A 17,482-nucleotide genomic window follows, 5' to 3' on the forward strand; every position below is an offset into this window, starting at 1 on the left:
CGGGGCTCAGGCCAGAAGTCCGGAGCTCTTCCACAGCTTCCGGCCAGGGCCGCGCAGTACGCCGATGTCGTCGAAGAAGTCGGTCAGCCGCCGGGCGCCCGACTGCATGACCTCGCGGCGGTGGCCGCTCGCCCTGACCTGGGCGACGGCCTCGCGCCGGTCCAGGCCGACGTTCTCGTACACCTGGGGGTTGACGAAGCAGACCGAGAACACGCGGGCCGCCTCGCCGCAGCTGAGCCGGGTGAACTCCTGCTCCCAGCGCGGGGCGGTCACCATCTGGCGGCGCAGCTCCTCGCGGGCGTAGCGGACGTGGCGGGCCTCCTCGACGACGTGGATGCGGGTCACGCCGCGCACCAGCGTCTGGACGCGCTCGTCGGGGAAGGTCAGGCGCTGCATCCAGTCGAGGATCTCCTCGCCGAGGAGCGTCGCCGCGAAGGAACCGGGCGTGGTCGACACGGTCTTCAGGATGCGGGCGAGGTTGTGGTAGAGCCGCGGCACCGGGTAGGCCGGCGCGCCGCCCTTCTGGATCATCCGGGCGAACATCATCGAGTGGCGGCACTCGTCGGCGATCTCGGTGAGGGCGTACCGCACGTGGTTGCTGGTGACCGGCTTGTCGTAGATGTGCCGCACCAGCAGCTGCATGAGGATGATCTCGAACCAGATGCCGAGGGAGGCGAGGGAGGCCGCCTCGTGGCGGGCCAGGTCCATCCGCTGCTCCTCGGACATCTTCTGCCACAGCGGGGTGTCGTAGAGCGACACCAGCTCCGGCGGCCAGAACCACTTGCCCTCCTCCAGGGGGGCGTCCCAGTCGAGTTCCTTGTCCGGGTCGAAGGAGTGCTTGGCGGACGACTCGAGCAGGCGCTCGGCGACCTGCTCGCGGTCCCGGAGCGGGCCGAGCGCGTCCCGGAGGAGTCGTATGTCGCGTCCGGTCACGGTGGTCATGGTGGAGGGCACCTCGCGCGGTTGGGGTTACTGGGGTCAATCCTTATAAGACTGCGTGTCAGCAAGGTCGTCAATCCCCCGTGCGCGACTTGTTGACCCGGCGTCTACCAACGTGTGAGCCTGCCGACTACCGCCAGCGCACTGGGGAAGGAGCCCTCCGTGTCGACGCGAGACCTCTACGCCAATGACCCGGGAGACGCGATATGGCAGGTGCCGGCCGCCGGCGCCGCCCGCTTCAGCTGGGAGTACGACGAAGGGCGCGACCGCCTGCTGGCCCTGTATCAGAAGGGCAAGGACAAGCAGTGGGACGGCGCCCGGCGCATCGACTGGGACCTGGAGGTCGACCCCTACGACCCGCTCGGCACACCGGACGAGGCGCTCACCCTCCACCACACCCGCCACTGGGCGAAGATGACCGGGAAGGACAAGGCCGAGCTGCGCCGGCACTACGCGTCCTGGCAGTTCAGCCAGTTCCTCCACGGCGAGCAGGGCGCGATGATCTGCGCGGCCCGGATCGTGGAGTCGGTGCCCGACATGGACGCCAAGTTCTACTCGGCGACCCAGACCATGGACGAGGCCCGGCACGCCGAGATCTACAGCCGCTTCCTGCACGAGAAGATCGGGATGCTCTATCCCGTCAACGACCATCTGCAGGGACTGCTCGGCGACACCCTGCGCGACTCCCGCTGGGACATGCCCTACCTCGGCATGCAGGTCCTCATCGAGGGCCTGGCGCTCGCCGCGTTCGGGATGATCCGCGACACGACCGACAAACCCCTCCCCCAGCAGATCCTCGCGTACGTCATGCAGGACGAGGCGCGGCACGTCGCCTTCGGCCGCATGGCGCTGCGCGACTACTACCGGCAGCTCACGGACGCCGAACTGCGCGAGCGCGAGGAGTTCGTCATCGAGGGCTGCTACCTGATGCGCGACCGCCTGCGCGGCGTCGAGGTGCTGGAGAACTTCGGCATCTCGAAGAAGGAGGCGGCCGAGTTCTCCGAGCAGTCGGAGTTCCTGCACCTGTTCCGCAAGCTGCTCTTCAGCCGGATCGTGCCGTGCGTCAAGGACATCGGCCTGTGGGGCGAGCGCCTGCAGAAGGCGTACCTGGACATGGGCGTCTTCGACCTCGGCGACTCCAACCTGGACCTGCTGATGAGCCAGGACGAGGAGATCGCCGAACGCCTCGACCGCGAGCGCTTCGCGGCGGAGGAGGCCGAGCGGGTGGCCGAGGTGACGGAGGCGATCGCGCAGGGCGCGCAGTAGGCGGGGAGCCGGGCGGCCCTGTCGGTGGGGTGACGTAGCCTCAGGACATGAGCATGCCGCCCCCGCCCCAGCAGCCGACCGGTCCTTACGGGCCGCCCCAGCCGTACCCGCAGGGGGCCGCGCCCCAGCCCTTCCCGCCGCAGGGGTTCGGGCACCAGCCGTACCCGCCGCAGGGGGTGCCGCACCAGGCGTACCCGATGCCGTACCCCGGGCCGCCCGTGCCGCCGAGGAAGCGGACCGGGCTGGTGCTCGGCATCGTCGCCGGATCGGTCGCGGTGCTGGGGCTGCTGGCGTGGGCCGGCAGGCAGGGGCTCGACGCCGTGGGGGGCGGGTCGTTCCCGGCGGCCGAGTACCGGCTGACCGCGCCCGTGACCCTGCTGGACGGCGCGTACAAGCTCACCAGCGACACGTCCGACAAGGACGGCAAGGACGTGGAGGCGGAGGACCGGGCCGACCCGAGCGTCCGGGTGACCAGGTCCGTCGTCGCCACCTACAGCGGTGAACCCGGCAGCGTCCTCGTCATCTCGGGGTTCTACGGGCAGCTGCGCAGCCCGGACCTGACGCGCAAGCAGATCCTGGAGGGCGGCGCCACCGCCGAGGGCACGACGCTGGCCGTGCCCCCGAAGGACTTCACGCCCGCGGGCTCCGGCGTGACCGTCAGCTGCCAGGTGACGCGCTCCACCGACATGGGCGCGACGAGCACCGTGCCGATGTGCGCCTGGGGCGACGGCAACACCGCGTCGTTCGTCGCCCTCGTCACCCCCGAGATCGCCCGCCAGGACCCGGAGAAGGTCGACCTGCGCGCGCTCGCCGAGACGACCGCCGCGGTCCGTGCCGACATCCGCGAGCCGCTGAGCTGACCGCCGTCCGGCCCGCCCCTCGCGTCCGGCAGGGGCGGGTTCGCCACGCCCATGTGCCCGACCGCGCCCCCGATCGCGCCCGCCGTGCCGCCCGAGGACGCCTTTCATCCGCCTGCCGCGCCGTCCGAACGCGTCGCGGACCAAGAGAAGAACAACCTGGAGGTCGTATGAGACGCCGCTGGTTCCTGTCCCTCGTGGCAGCCCTGTCGGCACTGCTGCTGCCCGCCGCACCCGCGGCGGCCGACGCCGCCGACTGCACCGGCTCGGGCGTGGAGCGCTTCGGCCCCGCGTCCCTGACCGGAGCCATCACGGGCGCCACCGTCCACGAGGGCCGCGCGTACGTCGTCACCCGGGGGCAGACGCCGCCGAGGATCGCCGCCTACGACCTGGCCACGCGCAAGGTCGTCGCCCAGCACGACATACCCGACGGCCCCGCCGCCGGGGCGCCGGAAGGTGCCTACGGAGTCGCCGTCTCGGGCGGCAAGGTCTACTTCGGCACCTACCCCGTGCCGGACCTCTACCGCTACGACCCCGCCACGGGCAAGGTCGAGCACCTGTACTCCTTCGGCGCGAAGGGCGGCTACGTGTGGAGCCTCGCCGCCGCCCCGGACGGCAAGCTCTACGCGGGCACCTACCCCGACGGCAAGGTGTGGGAGTACGACCCCGCCACCAGGGCCGTCCGCGGCTTCGGCAACCTCTCCGGCGGCGTGCCCGAGCGCTACGTGCGCTCCCTGGACGTCGACGGCACGAACATCTACGCGGGTCTGCTCGACTCGAAGAAGCTGGTGGCGGTCAACCGGTCCACCGGCGCGGTGAAGCAGCTCGTCACGGCCGACACCGGGTTCGCCGCGGTCTCCGTCGGCCGCACCCGGGTGCGCGCCGCGGCCGGCAACGCGCTGTACGACCTGCGCACCGACGGCACGGACGTGCGCAAGGTCGACGTCGGCGCGTCGGTCGACTCGATCGGCCTGGCCGCGGACTACACCGCCTACCTGTCCTCCCGCCCGAACGGCGCCGTCTTCGAGTACCGCACGGGCGCGGCGCCGGCGCCGCTGGGCACCCCCAAGGCCCAGGAGGAGACCAGGGCCCTGGCCGTCCAGGACAACACGCTCGTCGGCTTCTCCGGCAGCGGCGTGGTCTGGACGATGGACCTGACCACCCAGCAGACGGTGACCACCAGCCTCCTCGACGCGGGCCTCGCCCCCGGCGCGGAGCGCCCGCAGTCGATCCTGCTGGACGCGGACCGCGGCAACGTCTGGGTCGGCGGCCACTTCGCCATCACCGTGCACGACCGCACCGCCGGCACCGAGACCAACGTGTGGGTGCCAGGTGAGCCCAAGGCGCTGGTCCGCCGCGGGGACAAGGTGTACGCCGCGATGTACCCGCGCGGCGAGATCATCGAGCTCGACCTGCGCGACCCGGCGGGTGTGCCGCCGCGCTCCCTCGGATACCTGGGTCACGGCCAGCAGCGCCCGTGGGACATGGAGTACGACCCCGCCACGGACAAGCTGCTCGTCGCCAGCGCGCCGCTCGGCACGAGCTTCACGGGGGCCCTGTCCGTCGTCGACCCCGACACGGCCGGTGACATCCAGGTGTACCCGGACGTCATCCGCAACCAGAGCCTGATGAGCCTGAGCCTCGGCCCCGGCGGCATCGTCTACCTGGGCGGCGACGTCCGGGGCGGTGGCGGCGCCACCCCGGCCCTGACCACGGCGAGTGTCGCCGCCTTCGACCTGGCGACCCGTACCGTGAAGTGGACGGTCGACCCGGTGGCGGACCACGAGACGATCCAGGACATCAAGGTCCACAACGGCGTCCTGTACGGCGTCTACAAGCGCACCACGAGCTGGTTCACCCTGGACCTGGCCACCCGCAAGGTCCTCGCCAAGGGCCCGCTGACCACGTACGGCGAGATCGAGGTGCACCAGGGCAAGGTGTTCGCCGCGACGTTCGACGGCGCCGGCGCGGGCTTCGTCCACCAGCTCGGCCCCGGCCTCGCGGCGCCGCAGGAGCTCGCCCGCAACCTCGGCAACCAGTGGTACACCAACCCGCAGCTCGCCTTCGAGCCCACCGGCTGGAAGGCCTGGTCCCTGGTCGGCCGCGACCTGGCCCGGCTCCGCCTGGACCCGGCCTGCGCACCGATCAGCCCCTGAACCGAGGGCGGGCGGCGCCGTGGAGGCCCACGGCGCCGCCCGCCGCGCGCACCGGCACCTCGCTCCCGGCCCTCACCGCGCGGATGGTCGTACCGCTGCCCCGCGCGGCTCCGGGCGGGCGCTCTCCCCCCGGTCCCCGCCCCGGCCGAGCGCCGCTTCCATGACCGAACGGGCGATCGGCGCCGCGCTGCCGCCGCCGCTGATGTCCTCGCGGTTGGCCGAGGCCTCCTCCACCACCACCGCCACCGCCACCGCCGGGCGGCCCGCGTCGTCGGCCTGCGCCCAGCCGATGAACCAGGCGTACGGCGTGCCCGCGTTGCCCACGCCGTGCTGCGCCGTGCCGGTCTTGCCGCCGACCTGGGCGCCCTCGATCGCCGCGTTGCCGCCCGAGCCGTGTTCCACCACCTCCACCATCAGCTGCCGCAGCCGCATCGCGGTCGCCGGCTGCATCGCCTGACGGTAGGAGCGGCGCACGTTCTGCGCCACGATCCGGCCGCCCGAGGTCGTCGCGCGGTCCACCAGGTGCGGCTGGGCGAGCTCCCCGGCGTTGGCCACGGCCGCGGCCACCATCGCCATCTGCAGTGGCGTCGCCCTGGTGTCGTACTGGCCGATGGCGGACAGCGCGAGCTGGTCCTGCGTCATGCCGGTGTCGAAGTTCGAGCGCTCCACCCGCGACGGGATGCGCAGCGAGGCGTCGTTGAAGCCGAAGCGCTCCACCGCCTCCACCATCCCGGGCAGCCCGACCTTCACCCCCAGCCGGGCCATGACGCTGTTGCACGACCAGCGGATGGCGTACGAGAGGGAGGCGCCGCCGCAGCCGGTCGCCTCGTTCGGCAGCGCCGTGCGGGTGCCCGGCAGCAGGTACGGGTCGGGCGTGCCCGTCGGTGCGTCGACGTCCGTGACGACACCGGCGTCGAGCGCGGCGGCCGCCGTCACGATCTTGAAGGTGGAGCCGGGCGGGTACGTCTGCCGCAGCGCCCGGTTGAGCATCGGCCGGCCGGGCGCCGCGTTGAGCCGCGTCCACGCGCCGGTGACCGCGTCCCCGGTGCCGGAGAGCAGCCCCGGGTTGTACGAGGGGCTCGTGACCAGCGCCAGGATGCGACCGCTCGACGGTTCCAGCGCGACGACCGCGCCCCGCCGGCCGTCCAGTCCCTCGTACGCGGTCCGCTGGAGCACCGGGTCGATGGTGGTGACGACCTTGCCGCCGGGGCGCCGGCCGCGGCTGATGTCGTTCCAGAAGGGGAAGGGCGCGAGGAGCGGGCTCGTCCCGGACAGGACGTCGTCCTCGGCGTTCTCCAGCAGCGTCGTGCCGTACGTCTGCGAGGCGTAGCCGGTGACGGGCGCGTAGAGCGGGCCGTCGCGGTACGTGCGCTCGTAGCGCAGCGGCTGCCCGGTGTCGCGGGACCCCGTGACGGCCTTGCCGCCGACGAGGATGTCACCGCGCGGCTGGGCGTAACGGGCCATCGTGGGGCGGCGGTTGGCCGGGTTCTTGTCGAGCGAGGGCGCCTGGACGATCTGGACGCGCGCCGCGTTGACGAGGAGGGCCATGAGGAGGACCAGGCTCAGGCCGGCGGCGCGCCGGATGTAGCGGATCACCGCGGCTCCTGGGCGGCGAGGGGCGGCGCCGGCGCGACGGCGCCGCCCGACGCGCCGGGCAGGGGTTCCGGGGCGCGCGCGGAGTCGCTGACCCGGATCAGCAGGGCCACGATGATCCAATTGGTGACGACCGACGAGCCGCCCTGCGCGAGGAACGGCATCGCCATGCCGGTCAGCGGGATCAGCCCCATCACACCGCCCGCGATGACGAAGACCTGGAGCGCGACGATGGAGGCGAGCCCGGTCGCCAGCAGCCGGCCGAACGGGTCGCGCAGGGCGAGCCCGGTGCGGTAGCCGCGGGCGACGAGCAGGGCGTACAGCAGGAACAGGGCGGTCAGGCCGGCCAGGCCGAGCTCCTCGCCCACGGTGGCCAGGATGAAGTCCGACTTCGCGGCGAAACCGATCAGCGTGGACTCGCCCAGGCCGAGGCCCGCCCCGAGCACACCGCCGGCGGCGAACGCGAACAGCGACTGGGCGAGCTGGCCGGGGCCCTGCCCGGCCTCGATGGAGGCGAACGGGTCCAACCAGTCCTCGACCCGGCCGTTGACGTGCGGCTCCAGACTGCCGACGACGAACGCCCCGACCCCGGCGAGCACCAGGCCGACGGCGATCCAGCCGATCCGGCCGGTCGCCACGTACAGCATGATCACGAAGAGCCCGAAGAAGAGCAGCGACGTGCCGAGGTCCCGCTCCAGGACGAGCACGCCGACGCTGAGCACCCAGATCGCCACGATCGGCGCGAGGACGCGGCCGGCCGGCAGCTGGACGGGCCCGAGGCGGCGGCCGGCGTGCGTGAGGGCGTTGTGGTTGACGGCGAGGTACGCGGCGAAGAAGACGGCGAGCAGGATCTTGGCGAACTCGCCCGGCTGGAACGACAGGCCGCCGATACGGATCCAGATCTTCGCGCCGTTCACGGCGGGGAAGAAGATCGGCACGGAGAGCAGCAGCAGCGCGGCGGCGACCGAGACGTACGCGTACCGCTGGAGCATGCGGTGGTCGCGCAGGAAGACCACCGCGACGATGAACAGGCCGACGCCGAGCGTCGACCACACCAACTGGGTGGGCGCGGCGCGGTCGCCCGGGGTCTCCAGGTCCAGACGGTAGATCAGGACCAGGCCGAGGCCGTTGAGGAGCACGGCGATCGGGAGGAGGAGGGGGTCGGCGTACGGGGCCCGGAAGCGGACCGCCAGGTGCGCGAGGAGCGCGAGCAGCCCGAGCCCGGCGCCGTACGTGGCGGTGTCCGGCGGGACCGCGCCGCTGCGGGCCAGGCCCACGGCCGCGTAGCCGAACACGGCGATGAGGACCGCTCCGATGAGGAGCGACAGCTCCACGCCGCGGCGCTTGTGCAGGCGCAGGCCGGGCGGCCGGGTGTCGGCCCTCGTGCTGGTCATGGTCCGCAACGTAGCAAGAGGTGACCGTAATTTCCCTTATGTCACATTTCATGTCATGGCCGTGCCGCACGGGTGCCGCGGGGTTGCCCCGGGGGCGCCGCCCGCGCCCGCGTCAGGACTCCGTGAAGTCGATGTACTCCGGGAGCGTCAGACGGGCCTCGGCGCCGCCGTCCGGCGCGTTCGCGAAGACCAGTTCCGCGCCGATCACGGCCGCCTGCCCCGCCGCGATCGTCAGGCCGAGGCCGTGGCCCTTGCTGCCGCTCTCGGTGCGGAAGCGCTGCGGCCCGTGCTCCAGCAGGTACTCCGGATAGCCGGGCCCGTGGTCCCGTACCGTCACGACCGGGCCGTCCACGGACACCACGACCGGCGGGCGGCCGTGCCGGTGGGCGTTGGCCACGAGGTTTCCCAGCACCCGCTCCAGCCGGCGCTTGTCCGTCTCCACCCGCGCGTCGCGGACGACCCGCACCTCCGTGTCCGTGCCCGACGCCCGCACCACCCGGCCGGCGAGCGGACCGAGCGTGTGCACGTCCAGGTCGACCTCCTCGGTACGCGCCTCCAGCCGCGAGATCTCCAGCAGGTCCTCGGTCAGCGCGCGCATCGCCCGCACCCGGTCCCGCACCAGCTCCGCCGGGCGGCCGGGCGGCAGCAGCTCGGCCGCCGCCGACAGACCGGTCAGCGGGGTGCGCAGCTCGTGCGCCACGTCCGCCGTGAAGCGCTGCTCGCTCTGCAGCTTGCGCTGGAGGCTGGACGCCATGGTGTCCAGCGCCCCCGAGACCGTCGCGACCTCGTCCTCCGGGCGGGACGGGTCCTTCGTGCGCGGGTCGTTGACGCGCGCGTCCAGGTCGCCCGCGCTGATCCGCCGCGCCACCTGCGCCGTCAGGTGAAGGCGCCGGGTGACCCGGGTGACCGCGAACGAGCCGACCAGCAGCGTCGCGCCGATCGCCAGCACCGAGGAGCCGAGGATCGCCTGGTCCAGGCCGCTGATGGTGCTCGCACTCAGCGAGTAGTCCACGCGCACCGCCAGCGCCCGGCCGTCGGCCGGACCGGCCGCCCACATCGTGGGCCGGCCGTCGAGGTCGGCCACCACCGTGCCGCGCTGCCCCCGCACGGCGGCCAGGTCCCGCAGGGCGGGCGGCAGACCCGGCGGGTCCACGGCCGCGAACGGCGGCAGCGGCTCGCCCGCCTCGTACGCGACCGTCACCTCCTCCAGCCGGTCGAGGGCCTTCTCCCGGGCGGTGTCGACGGTCTGGCGGCTCACCGAGACGTGGACCAGGGCGCCGAGCAGCGCGGCCAGGGCGCAGCACATGACCGTGATGAAGACCGCGGCCTTCCAGGTCAGGGTCGCGGTCCAGGCGGGGAGGCGCGGCCGGCGGCGCCGGGCCCCGGCGGGACGCGCGGTCACGGCGCGTCCGGGGACACGCCGTCCGGCGGCACACCGTCCGGGACGGGCGACGCGGACGCGGGGGAGGGCCCGGAAGAGGAGCCGCGGGAGGACGGCGACGGCGACGCCGGGCCCGGAGACCGGGGGGCGTCGGTGCGCGGCGGCACCGGCTTCACGCGGATGATCTCGTCGCGCGTCGGCAGCATCGCCCGCTGCTGGCCGTCCCACGTCCACGCCGTGCGGTACTCGTACCCGGGGATGCCCGCCGAGACCACCCGGGTCACCAGGTCCCGGCCGGCGAGCTGCACGCTGACGATCTGCTCCACGGTGGACATGATCCGCGTCAGCCCGCCCTTCTCCGGCAGGTAGACGCGCAGCCCCAGCTGCTGCTCGGGCATCCTGATCCCGACGATCAGCTCGTCCCTGCCGTCACCCGTCAGGTCCCGGTAGTACGGCGTGAGCACCGGGCACGCCTTCGGCCTGCTCGCGCACTGCTCGATCTGCCGGGCCGTCTGCGCGTAGAGCCCGTCCGCACCGCTGTACCGGTCGGGGTGCGCGGCCACCTCGGCCCGGACGACCGCCACCGGATCGGCCTTCCGCACGTCGCCGTCCGGCAGCTCGATGCCGGGTACGCGCTCGGTGTCGCTCTCGCCGTAGTCGATCGGCGGCGCGGTCACCGGCGGCAGGTCGGGCCAGAGGCGGACCGGGCCGATCGCGGTGGGCGTGGGCCCGGCGCTCTCCAGGGCGCCCGGGTCGTCGCAGCCCGACAGCGCCAGCGCCGCACCGAGCACGGCCGCGGGCAGCAGCAGCGCCGCGTACGCGGTGGGGCGGTGCGGGCTGCTCACGGTGCTCCTGCGGTCGGCGGGTCCCCGGGGGCCGGCGGTTCACCGAGGCCGGGCGGGCTCCGTAAACCTTATGCGGACGGACGCCCCTTTTGCCGCCCCGCGGGGGTCCTACCGGTGGCCGAGGGAGTGTCCCGCCGATCACGCCGGGCTGATCGGCAAGACACCCCCCAGGCCCTGCCGGCACAGGGCCAGCAGCTTCTCGTCGTGGTGGACGTCATGGTCGCCCGAACTGCCCTCGGACACATTGTGCCGCCGCTGCCGGGCCAGCTCGCCGCGCAGCAGCGGGGCGGCGGGCATCGCCGCGGCGGGCCCCAGCTCGGCGAAGCACTCGGCGATCTCCACCCGCGTGTAGCGGTTCTCCCGCCACGCCGCCCCGAGCACCGGCAGCGCCTCCTCCACGTCCCCGGTCACCCGGCACAGCGCCACCGCCGCGTCCACCCGCAGCCACAGATCGGGGGCGGACAGACAGGCACGCAGCTCCGGGGCCGCCGCCCCGGCCGCGCCGCCGATCGCGCCCGCCGCCCACGCCGCCTCCCGCCGGTGATGGGCGTCCGGGGCCCGCAGCAGGGACCGCAGGTGCGGCAGCACGCCCACGGCGTCGCCCTCCACCGCCCACAGGGCCCGCGCCGCCATGCTCACCAGCCCCGGCGACCCGTCGCCCAGCAGCGCCCGCAGGTCCGGCACGGCCTCGCGGGCCGCGGGGCCGAACGCCGCGACCGCGCGCAGCGCCGACTCGACGACCCACTCACGCCGGAAGGCGGGCGCCCCGCGCAGCACGCGCAGCACCTCGGGCAGCGCCTCCACCGCCCGCACGTGCGCCAGCGCCAGCAGCAGCGGACCCGCCTGCTCGCTCAGCTCCTCGTCCAGCGGCAGCCGGCCGAGCCGCCGCCGCAGCGCGGGCGCGAGCGGCCCGGCGGCGTCGCCCAGGTGCGGCACCGCGTACATCAGATGCGCGTTCAGCACCGGCTCCTCCAGCGCCCCGAGCAGCGCCGGCACGGCCCGCGGGTCCCCCGCACGGGTGAGTGCCAGCAGCGCGCTGCCCAGCCACGCCGGGCCGCCCACCCGCTCCGGCTCCCAGGGCGACGGATCCGCCGCCACCCGCGCCGCCAGCGCGTCGCAGGCCGGCCGCGCCAGCTCGAACAGGCCCTCCAGCCAGGCCGCGGCGGCGTTGCGCAGCCGCGGCTCCGGGTCCGCCAGCTGCGCCCCGACGAGGCGCACCACCTCGTCGTACGCACCGCGCCAGGTCTGCACGAGACCGCCGCACATCCACACCGCGTCCGCGCGCTGTTCCCGGTCGGGGCTGCGCAGCTGGTCGGTGACGAGCGCGATCCGGTCGGCCACCCGGTCGTCCAGGGCGCTGTGCAGGGTGCGCAGCAGGTCGTCCGCCCAGGCCGTGCCCCGGCCCGCCCGCTGCTCCTCGCGCAGCTCCCGCACCTGGCCGACCAGGGTCGGCGCGACCGGGCGGGCCGCCGGTTCGGCGGCGTCCAGCGCCTCCAGCGGCTCGCGCAGCTCCAGCCCGTCACCGCCGACCAGCCCGTCACCGCCGGGGCCATCCGCGTCCCGGCCGGCCGGGACGCCCAGGGCCGCGTGCCGCGCGAGCGGCGCCCGCCGCAGCTCCGCCAGCAGACCGGTCACCCGCGCCACCACGTCCGCGGGCAGCCGCGCGGGCGCGCACCGGGCCAGCTGCGCCAGGGACGCCAGCCGCAGCGCCGGGTCCTGGGCGGCTCCCATCAGCCAGCCCAGCCACTCGGCGGTCTCGTCGCGCAGCGTCTCGTACCGCAGGGCGATCCGGCCCACCGCCTCGACCAGCGCGAGGCGCACCTCCGTGTCCGTCTCGACCGTCAGCCGCTCCCGCAGCAGCACCAGGACGCGCGCGGGGTCGCCGTGCAGCGAGGCCAGCGCGCCCGGCGCCGCCAGCCGCACCTCCCGGTCCTCGTCGTCGAGCAGCCCGAGGAAGACGTCCGACCCGGCGGCGACGGCCGCGGCCGCCATCGCGTAGTTCGCCGCGTCCTCGAACTCCTCGCCCTCAGGGTCCAGTTGGTCCAGCTCGTCGTCGCCCGCCAGATCGATGCCGCCGATGCTGGTCAGCAACTCGATGATGCAGCCGCGGTCCTGGACGTCCGGGGACGCCACCAGCTCCAGCAGGAACGGGATGCAGGCCAGCGTCGAGTCGTACACATCCCCCTGGTGGTGGACCGCCCCGTACATCCCGTCGAGCGCCATCTCGCGCTCCATCGGGTTGCCGGAGGCGAGCCCGCGCAGCAGTGCGGGCACATCGTCGGCCGGACCATAGGCATGACCCAGCGAGGCCCAGTCGACCTCGTCGATCCCCCTGAACATGCCCATCCCTCCCCGTCAACACTGCACTTGGGGGCAATAGTGCACCACACCGCCGCGCACCATGACCCGCCAATCGGACACGCAGCGCGCCCCTTCCGCCGCGGGTCCGGCGCGCTGCGCGCCCCCCGCCCCGTCCTGCCGGAGCGCGCCCGCTCCCCGGGTACGGGGGTGCCGCGGGCGGTCGGACCGCGGGCCGCGCCGGTCCGCCGGAACGGCCGCGGACGGCCCGGCACCCGCCTCCCGGACGGGCGTCCCGGCCGCCCGGGACGCCCGGGACGGCGGCCGGGCCGGCCCGGACCGGCCCGCGGAGCGCGGGGTGCCGGGACGGAGCTCCCGGGCGTCCCGGCACCCTCCGCGCCCCGCGCCGTCACCGCCCGCCGCCCCTTCCCACCCCCGCCTACCTGCGCCGATGCCCCCGCGGCCTTGAGGGTGACCCCGCGTACGGGTGTCCCGGACAGGCCCCGCACCCCGCCCCCCGTCGGGGCCGGCGGGCACCGGTTCCGCCCCGGTGCGCGCCCCGGTGAGGGGGCCGTACGGCCTCCGGCCGGCGACGTGCGCCACCGGTGCGGGACGGCCGGCCGGCGCGTCCCGCACGCCGTCCCGCCGGGGGCCTTCGCCGTGCACGGCCGCGGTATGCGGAACCGCGACCCGGTGGCCGCCGCCGGCCGCGGATCGCCCCGCCCGCGCCCGCGATGACCGGGCCGCGACGCCGAACGGGTGGCACACCCCCAGGCCACGGCGGTGGGAACGCTCCCGGCGGACCGGTGGGGCGGGCCGGTGCCCAAGGCGGCGAGATACCGCCGCTCGCCCGGCCCGCGGGTGTACTGAAGCCCCGCAGGTGGCGGCGCGGTGCGCGACGGTCCGATGGGTGGGGGTCCGGTGGGTGCGGGTCCGGTGGGCGGGGCCTTGTGGTGGCGCCGTCCGGGCCCGGCCTCAGGGAGTCTTGAGCCGCAGCACGGTCGTCACCGCGTGCCGCGTCGTGCCCGTGGCGACCTCGGCCGTCAGTTCCGGCGGCACGGAGCGGTACGCGACGTCGCCGATCCCGACCGCCTGGGCGGTGCCCGGCTCGCCGGGCGGCAGCTCCCGCAGCACCGAGCCGACGCGGGCGCGCAGCGCGGGCGGCAGCGGGCTGGAGACCAGCGGGACGTCGTCGTCCGGCAGGACGAGGACCAGTGCGGCCGGCCGCTCCTGCGCGCCGGTGAAGCCGACGACGACGGCGTCCTTGGTGTCGGTGTGCCGGTACTTGCGCCATGCGCGCCCGCCGGCCCGGTAGGGCTGGTCGAGCCGCTTGATCACCAGTCCCTCCACGCCGATCGCGGGCAGCGTCGCGTACCAGGTGGCCGCCAGCTCCGGATCCGTCGTCATGGGCACGGCCTGGAGGGGCGGGCCCAGTCCGGCGAGCAGGTCCACCAGCCGCTCGCGCCGCCGGTCGTAGCGCAGCGGCCGCAGGTCGGCGCCGTCCGCGCCCAGCAGGTCGAAGGCCGCGTACGACGCGGGCAGCCGGCGGGCGAGGGCGGGCGCCCGCCCCGGGGTCGCGGACGCCCTGCCCTGGACGGCGGCGAAGTCGATCCGGCCCTCGCGCCAGACCACCACCTCCCCGTCGAGGACCGTGCCCTCCGGGAGCCGTCGGGCCGCATCGGCCAGGTCGGGGAAGGCGGCGGTGACGATCCGCCCCGAGCGGGCCTGGAGCACCACACCGTCGCCCTCCCGGAAGACCACCATCCGGTGCCCGTCGAACTTCGGTTCGTACGCCAGTCCGTGTTCGCGCGGCAGGGTGCCCACCGTCTCGGCGAGCGCCACCCTGACCGGCGGCCTCGGCGCGGTGCTCATGGCAGGACGCCCGCCCGGTCCGGGTCCAGGAGGGGCGCGAGCAGGTCCCCGTACCGCTGGAGGCGCGCGGGGAGGTCCCCGATGCGGAAGGCGAGCTGGGCGGGGGAGCCGCACGCCCCGACCTCCTCCCAGGTGACCGGGGTGGAGGCGACGGGTTCACGGCGCGCCCGCAGGGTGTAGGGGGCGGCCGTCGTCTTGGCGGCGTTGTTCTGGCTGTGGTCGACGAAGACCTTGCCGGGGCGCAGCGATTTCGTCATCCGGTGCACGACCAGCGCGGGCAGGTCCGCCTCGGCCTCGACGGCGAGCTGTCTGGCGTACGCCTGCACCCGCTCGGAGGGCACCCGTTCCAGCGGCACGTACAGGTGCAGGCCCTTGGAGCCGGAGGTCTTGGCGTACGCCTCCAGCCCGTCGGCGGCGAGCCGCTCGCGCAGCCAGACGGCGACGTGGCAGCACTCGACGACGGTCGCCGGCGCGCCCGGGTCCAGGTCGAGGACCAGGCGGTCCGCCTCGGCGGGGGCGTCGGCCCGCCACTGCGGGGTGTGGAACTCGACCACCAGGTTGGCCGCCCACATCAGGGAGGCGAGATCCTCGACGACCACCTGGCGGGTGCCCTTGTCCTCCGTCCGGGGGACGGGGACCGTCCGCACCCAGGAGGGGGTGCCGGGCGGCGGGTTCTTGGTGAAGAACAGCTGGCCGTCGGGCCCGTCCGGGTAGCGCAGGAAGGACAGCGGGCGGCCCCTGAGGTGGGGGAGCAGATGGGCGGCGGCGGTCGCGTAGTAGTGGAGGATCTCGCCCTTCGTGGTGCCGGTGGCGGGGTGGATGACCTTCTCCAGGTTGCTGAGCGCCAGTCGTCGCCCCTCCACCTCCGTGATCGGCGTCATACGATGAGAATCCCACGAAACCGGCATGAAAGGGACGAGCCGTGCGGTCCATCTGGAATGGCGCGATTTCTTTTGGCCTGGTCAGCATCCCCATCAAGCTGGTGAACGCCACCGAGAACAGATCCGTCTCCTTCCGGCAGATCCACACCGAGGACGGCGGCCGCATCCGCTACCGCAAGGTCTGCGAGCTGGACGGCGAGGAGGTCCCGGGAGCGGAGATCGGCAAGGCGTACGAGGAAGCCGACGGGACGATGATCCCGATCACCGACGAGGACCTGGCCCAGCTGCCGCTGCCGACGGCCAAGACGATCGAGATCGTCGCCTTCGTGCCCGCGTCGCAGATCGACCCGCTGCAGATGGACGCGGCGTACTACCTGGCGGCGAACGGGGTGCCGGCGGCCAAGCCGTACACCCTGCTGCGCGAGGCGCTCAAGCGCAGCGAGCGGGTCGCGATCGCCAAGTTCGCCCTGCGGGGGCGGGAGCGGCTCGGCATGCTGCGGGTGGTGGACGACGTGATCGCCATGCACGGCCTGCTGTGGCCGGACGAGATCCGCCGGCCCGAGGGCGTCGCGCCGGAGACCTCGGTCACCGTCCGGGACGCCGAACTGGACCTGGCCGACGCCCTGATGGACACGCTCGGCGAGGTCGACATCGAGGAGCTCCACGACGACTACCGCACGGCGGTGGAGGAGCTCATCGCCGCGAAGGCGGAGGGGGCCCTGGAGGTCCCGGCCGAGCCGAAGAAGGAGCGGGGCGGCCAGGTCATCGACCTGATGGCCGCGCTCGAGAGCAGCGTCCGCGCCGCCCGGGAGGCCCGCGGCGAGGAGGCGGGGAGGGCGGGGAAGCCGGGGGAGGCCGGGGAGGCCGCGGAGTCGCCGGGCTCCGTGACGGCGCTGTCGCCGCGCAAGAAGGCGCCGCGGGCGCCGGCCGCGCCCAAGGAGACCGGAGGGAAGAAGTCCACGGCCGGGACGGCCGCCAAGAAGACGGCGTCCGCGTCGCGCAAGTCCACGTCGAAGGCGACGGGGAAGGCGGCGGAGAAGTCCGCCGCCAAGAAGACCACCGCGAAGAAGGCCGCCACCAAGAAGGCCGCCCCGCGCAAGCGCTCCGCCTGACGCGCGCGGTGCCCCGACCGCCCCGCCGGAGCGCCCGGGCCCCCTCCGCCGGCCGCCCCGGCGGGCCGGTCCGCGCGCCCGCCGGTGGAGGGCGGGGGTCGGTCGCCGGCGGTGGCGGCTCGGTGGCGTGCCGGGTTCACGCGGGCCGGGGTGCCGGGGTGTGCGTGCGGCTCCGCGAGGGCCGGTCGCCGGCGGGTGCGCCCGGCGCCACCGACGCCAAACGCGGCCCGCCGGTCGCCGGCGGTGCGGTGTCGGCCGTCCCGTCAGGGTCTGCGCAGCAGGGTGTCCAGGACCGCGTCGAGGTAGTCGGGGTCCTGCGGGAGCGCCGCCGGGACGGCGTGGGTGAGCTGGGTGTGGCCCAGGTACGACGTGTACGCCAGCAGTCCGCGGCGGGCGGCCTCCTCCGGGGGGAAGCCGAGCTGCTCGAAGAGGCGGGCCACGTACGCCACCCGGCGCTCGGTCACCCGCTGGAGGACGGCCGCGACCCGCGGGTGGTCGGCGGTGGCCAGCAGGGACACCTCCAAAGGGTCCTCCGCCGCCGAGGCCGTCGCCCTGCGGAACAGCGTGCGCAGCCGCGCCCCCGGGTCCGGCTCGCTCTCCAGCGCGGCGATGACCGCCTCCGTGCCCGTCTCCTCCCACCGCTCCAGCGCCGCCTCGACGAGCGCCTCGCGGTTGGCGAAGTGCCAGTAGAAGCTGCCTTTCGTGGTGCCGAGGCGGGCGGCGAGCGGCTCCACCGCGACGGCCGCGAGCCCGCCGTCGCCGATGGCCGCGAGCGCCGCGTCGGCCCAGTCGCGGGCGGTCAGTCTCCTGCGGGGGGCGGGGTGCTGGGCGGGCATGACCATACGGTACCGTACGGTCAAACATACGCTCCCGTATGGAGGTGTGCGC

13 protein-coding genes are annotated in these 17,482 nt (G+C 74.7%); 4 read left to right on the forward strand and 9 right to left on the reverse strand.

All coding sequences use genetic code 11. The features are described from left to right. Positions 1-6: 6 nt before the first annotated feature. Positions 7-942, reverse strand: coding sequence for a diiron oxygenase (locus tag ACIA79_RS27340; protein WP_399431010.1), 936 nt, complete (start codon positions 940-942; stop codon positions 7-9). A gap of 159 nt (positions 943-1,101) precedes the next feature. Here ACIA79_RS27340 and ACIA79_RS27345 point away from each other — a divergent pair, with 159 nt between their 5' ends. The 3 genes from ACIA79_RS27345 to ACIA79_RS27355 all read left to right on the forward strand — a co-directional run bounded on the left by ACIA79_RS27345 (position 1,102) and on the right by ACIA79_RS27355 (position 5,218). After that, entirely contained in the window at positions 1,102-2,205 is a 1,104-nt protein-coding gene (locus ACIA79_RS27345; protein WP_399431011.1) for a ferritin-like domain-containing protein, read from the forward strand. A 47-nt stretch (positions 2,206-2,252) separates the two neighbouring features. Beyond that, positions 2,253-3,065 (forward strand): hypothetical protein, encoded by an 813-nt coding sequence (locus tag ACIA79_RS27350; RefSeq protein WP_399431012.1) that lies wholly within the window; start codon positions 2,253-2,255, stop codon positions 3,063-3,065. 167 nt (positions 3,066-3,232) lie between these two features. Continuing rightward, a complete protein-coding gene (locus ACIA79_RS27355) occupies positions 3,233-5,218 on the forward strand; it encodes a PQQ-binding-like beta-propeller repeat protein (RefSeq protein WP_399431013.1) in 1,986 nt (661 codons plus the stop codon). 72 nt (positions 5,219-5,290) lie between these two features. Here ACIA79_RS27355 and ACIA79_RS27360 read toward each other — a convergent pair whose 3' ends face one another. The 7 genes from ACIA79_RS27360 to ligD form a co-directional block, all read right to left on the reverse strand. Continuing rightward, positions 5,291-6,814, reverse strand: a complete 1,524-nt coding sequence (locus ACIA79_RS27360) for a penicillin-binding transpeptidase domain-containing protein (RefSeq protein WP_399431014.1) — start codon at positions 6,812-6,814, stop codon at positions 5,291-5,293. After that, positions 6,811-8,205 carry an FtsW/RodA/SpoVE family cell cycle protein gene (locus ACIA79_RS27365; RefSeq protein WP_399431015.1) on the reverse strand — a complete coding sequence of 465 codons (1,395 nt, stop codon included), beginning with the start codon at positions 8,203-8,205 and terminating at the stop codon, positions 6,811-6,813. The genes ACIA79_RS27360 and ACIA79_RS27365 overlap by 4 nt, the downstream gene beginning before the upstream one ends. A gap of 112 nt (positions 8,206-8,317) precedes the next feature. After that, entirely contained in the window at positions 8,318-9,607 is a 1,290-nt protein-coding gene (locus ACIA79_RS27370; RefSeq protein WP_399431016.1) for an ATP-binding protein, read from the reverse strand. Further along, the gene (locus ACIA79_RS27375) at positions 9,604-10,395 is read right to left on the reverse strand and encodes a hypothetical protein (protein ID WP_399431084.1); all 792 of its coding nucleotides are present in this window, start codon (positions 10,393-10,395) and stop codon (positions 9,604-9,606) included. The genes ACIA79_RS27370 and ACIA79_RS27375 overlap by 4 nt, the downstream gene beginning before the upstream one ends. A gap of 174 nt (positions 10,396-10,569) precedes the next feature. After that, positions 10,570-12,771 (reverse strand): HEAT repeat domain-containing protein, encoded by a 2,202-nt coding sequence (locus tag ACIA79_RS27380; protein ID WP_399431017.1) that lies wholly within the window; start codon positions 12,769-12,771, stop codon positions 10,570-10,572. A gap of 933 nt (positions 12,772-13,704) precedes the next feature. After that, positions 13,705-14,601 (reverse strand): ATP-dependent DNA ligase, encoded by an 897-nt coding sequence (locus ACIA79_RS27385; protein WP_399431018.1) that lies wholly within the window; start codon positions 14,599-14,601, stop codon positions 13,705-13,707. Then, complete coding sequence (gene ligD / locus ACIA79_RS27390; protein ID WP_399431019.1) at positions 14,598-15,482, reverse strand: non-homologous end-joining DNA ligase; 885 nt, start codon at positions 15,480-15,482, stop codon at positions 14,598-14,600. The genes ACIA79_RS27385 and ligD overlap by 4 nt, the downstream gene beginning before the upstream one ends. Before the next feature lie 41 nt (positions 15,483-15,523). Here ligD and ACIA79_RS27395 point away from each other — a divergent pair, with 41 nt between their 5' ends. Beyond that, positions 15,524-16,594, forward strand: a complete 1,071-nt coding sequence (locus ACIA79_RS27395; protein ID WP_399431020.1) for a Ku protein — start codon at positions 15,524-15,526, stop codon at positions 16,592-16,594. Between the two features lie 263 nt (positions 16,595-16,857). Here ACIA79_RS27395 and ACIA79_RS27400 read toward each other — a convergent pair whose 3' ends face one another. Continuing rightward, on the reverse strand, positions 16,858-17,430 hold the full coding sequence (locus tag ACIA79_RS27400) for a TetR/AcrR family transcriptional regulator (protein WP_399431021.1): 573 nt from the start codon (positions 17,428-17,430) through the stop codon (positions 16,858-16,860). Positions 17,431-17,482 lie beyond the last annotated feature (52 nt).

The organism is Streptomyces sp. NPDC051310, from assembly GCF_044455245.1.
Classification (GTDB): Bacteria; Actinomycetota; Actinomycetes; order Streptomycetales; family Streptomycetaceae; genus Streptomyces.

Coding starts and splice junctions, on each gene's coding strand:
- ACIA79_RS27355 (WP_399431013.1), top strand. CDS start 3,233: ATGAGACGCCGCTGGTTCCTGTCCCTCGTGGCAGCCCTGTCGGCACTG.
- ACIA79_RS27350 (WP_399431012.1), top strand. CDS start 2,253: ATGAGCATGCCGCCCCCGCCCCAGCAGCCGACCGGTCCTTACGGGCCG.
- ACIA79_RS27380 (WP_399431017.1), bottom strand. CDS start 12,771: ATGTTCAGGGGGATCGACGAGGTCGACTGGGCCTCGCTGGGTCATGCC.
- ACIA79_RS27365 (WP_399431015.1), bottom strand. CDS start 8,205: ATGACCAGCACGAGGGCCGACACCCGGCCGCCCGGCCTGCGCCTGCAC.
- ACIA79_RS27385 (WP_399431018.1), bottom strand. CDS start 14,601: ATGAGCACCGCGCCGAGGCCGCCGGTCAGGGTGGCGCTCGCCGAGACG.
- ACIA79_RS27340 (WP_399431010.1), bottom strand. CDS start 942: ATGACCACCGTGACCGGACGCGACATACGACTCCTCCGGGACGCGCTC.
- ACIA79_RS27400 (WP_399431021.1), bottom strand. CDS start 17,430: ATGCCCGCCCAGCACCCCGCCCCCCGCAGGAGACTGACCGCCCGCGAC.
- ligD (WP_399431019.1), bottom strand. CDS start 15,482: ATGACGCCGATCACGGAGGTGGAGGGGCGACGACTGGCGCTCAGCAAC.